Origin of the sequence: Nocardioides jensenii JCM 1364 = NBRC 14755 (assembly GCF_001552535.1) — a bacterium.
GTDB classification, from domain to species: Bacteria; Actinomycetota; Actinomycetes; order Propionibacteriales; family Nocardioidaceae; genus Nocardioides; species Nocardioides jensenii.
Window position 1 is genome coordinate 1 of record NZ_BCRJ01000165.1, and the last position, 2,647, is coordinate 2,647.

2 protein-coding genes are annotated in these 2,647 nt (G+C 70.3%); both read left to right on the forward strand.

Going from position 1 to position 2,647, the window contains the following annotated elements; translation table 11 throughout:
- Nucleotides 1–193 precede the first annotated feature (193 nt).
- Nucleotides 194–1,741: an IS21 family transposase gene (gene istA / locus NJ4_RS24745; RefSeq protein WP_067442081.1), complete on the forward strand. Its 1,548-nt coding sequence runs from the start codon at nucleotides 194–196 to the stop codon at nucleotides 1,739–1,741.
- Nucleotides 1,738–2,520, forward strand: a complete 783-nt coding sequence (gene istB / locus NJ4_RS24750; protein WP_067442084.1) for an IS21-like element helper ATPase IstB — start codon at nucleotides 1,738–1,740, stop codon at nucleotides 2,518–2,520. The genes istA and istB overlap by 4 nt, the downstream gene beginning before the upstream one ends.
- The last annotated feature ends 127 nt before the right edge of the window (nucleotides 2,521–2,647 follow it).

Consider the following 2,647-nt stretch of genomic DNA (forward strand, 5'->3'; position numbering starts at 1 on the left):
GTCGGCGGCCACGAGAAACTGCCCGGAGACGGCCACGAAGCTGCCCGCTGGCGGACATGAGAACTGCCCGCTGACGGTCATGGGATCTGCCCGACACGACGTCGTCTGCCTCGCCGCGTTCCGCGGTTGAGGCCCCTTCCTCGGGTGCGATGAGCGGTGCTTGAAGTCGCCATCGCCCCGAGGAAGGGATGAGTTGAAGTCTGCCGAGGAGATCATGGAAATCTTGGATGCCTACGACCTGACCGGGTCGTTGCGCGATGCCGGGGAGCTGGTCGGCTGCTCCCACCACACGGTCAAGCACTACGTCGAGCGCCGTGCCGCCGGCGGCGTGCTGGACCGGGCCGCGGCCCGCCCGCAGTTGATCGATGAGTACCTGCCCAAGGTCGAGGAGTGGGTCGAGCGGTCCCAGGGCAAGGTCCGCGCCGACGTGGCCCACGAGAAGCTGGTCGCGCTGGGCTACACCGGCTCGGAGCGCACCACCCGCCGCGCGGTCGCAACCGTCAAGCAGGCCTATCGGGCGGGCCGGGTGAGGGTGCACCGGCCCTGGGTGACCGAGCCGGGGATGTGGCTGCAGTACGACTACGGCGACGGCCCCGTCGTCGATGGCGTGAAGACGGTGCTGTTCGTCGCGTGGCTGGCCTGGTCACGCTTCCGGGTCGTGCTTCCGATCCGCGACAAGACGATGCCGAGCGTGTTCGCCGCCCTGGACGTCGCCTTCCGGCGGCTGGGTGGTGTGCCGACATACGTGTTGACCGACAACGAGAAGACCGTCACGGTCGAGCACATCGCCGGGATCCCGGTCCGCAATCCACAGCTGGTCGCGTTCGCCGAGCACTACTCGGTCGTGGTGCACACTTGCGTGCCGGCGGATCCGGCGTCCAAGGGGGGCACCGAGTCGTCGGTGAAGATCAGCAAGGCCGACCTCGTCCCCAAGGACACCAACCTGCGTGAGGCCTACGCCTCGTTCGCTGAGCTCGAGGCGGCCTGCGAGGCGTTCTGCGAGAAGGTCAACACCCGGCCCCACCGGATCACCAAGCGGCCACCGGTCGAGATGCTCGCCGAGGAACGGGCCCGGCTGCACCCGGTCCCGACGATGCCGCACACGGTCGCGTTCGGCACCACCAGGGCGGTGCCCGCGAACACGCCGATGGTGACGTTCGAGTCCGGCCAGTACTCGGTCCCACACACCCTGCTGGGGGCGATGGTGTGGGTTCGTGTGCACGGCCGCGGCGCCGATGAGCAGGTCGTCATCACCCACGTCGACCACGACGGGCCGGTCGAGGTCGCCCGCCACCACCGGGCCACGCCTGGCACGCCGAAGATCAGTGAGGAGCACTTCCCGCCCCAGCCGGAGGGGCCGCTGGAGCGTCGCCCGCGGCCCCGGACCGCCGCCGAGGCCGAGTTCCTCGATCTGGGCGAGGGCGCCGCGTTGTGGCTGACCGAGGCCGCCGCCGCAGGCACGCCACGGATGCGCGTGAAGATGAGCGAAGCGCTCGCACTGGCCAAGTTGTTCGACCCCGTCGAGGTCGACTGGGCGCTCGGCCATGCCGCGGTGCACGGCCGGTTCGCCGAGGCCGACCTGTCCTCGATCCTGGACCACCACCACGGACGAGGAGCCCGGCGCCCGGGTTCGGGTGAGCACCGTGCCAGCGAGGACTCCTCGCTGACCCAGGGCACCGCCGCTTGGGCGCGGCTGGGCCAGCACGCCGCCGATGACGCCGGGGATGAGGTGACCCGATGACGACCAGGACGACAGCGTCCGCGCCACCATTGCCGGCCGAGCTGGAAGACCTGCTGCGTCGGCTGCGACTGCCCCACATCCGTCGCCACGCACCCGAGGTCGTCGCGACCGCGAAGGCCCAACGGTGGGAGCCCGCTGAGGTCCTCAAGGCGCTGTTCGCCGAGGAGGTCGCCGGCCGGGAGCGCTCCGCACTCGCCACCAGACGAGCCGCGGCGGGGTTCCCGACCGGGAAGACCTTCGACGCCTGGCAGCCCGAGATCTCCTCGATCCCGGCACCGACCCAGCAGGCGCTGCGGACCCTGGAATGGGTGCACCGGCGCGAGAACCTCGTCGTGTGCGGCCCGTCGGGGACCGGGAAGACGTTCCTGCTCGAGGCGCTCGGTCAGCGGGCCGTCGAGCAGGGCCTGAAGGTCGCCTGGTTCACCCTGGAAGACCTCGGCGTGCTGCTGCGTCGTCACCGCGCGGACGACACGGTGACCAAGGCCATCGCCCGGGTCCTGCGCGCCGACCTCGTCATCGTCGACGACATCGGCCTGTTGCCGGTCGCCGCGGACGCCGCCGAGGGGCTCTACCGGCTCGTCGACGCCGCGTATGAGAAGCGGTCAGTCGCGATCAGCTCGAACCTGCACCCGTCCGGGTTCGACGAGCTGATGCCCAAGACGCTGGCCACCGCCACCGTCGACCGGCTGCTGCACCACGCCCACGTCTGCCAGACCTCAGGTGAGTCAGTCCGACTCACCCAGGCACTCGCCGGTCAGGGGGTGAGCCCGTTGAGCTGAGCGTCCTGGTCGGTGGTGGCCGCAACCCCCTTGGGCAGATCCCATGGCCACCACCGGGCAGATCTCGTGACCGTCAACGGGCAGGTCTCATGACCGCCACTGGGCAGTTCCTACTGGCCCTTGACAC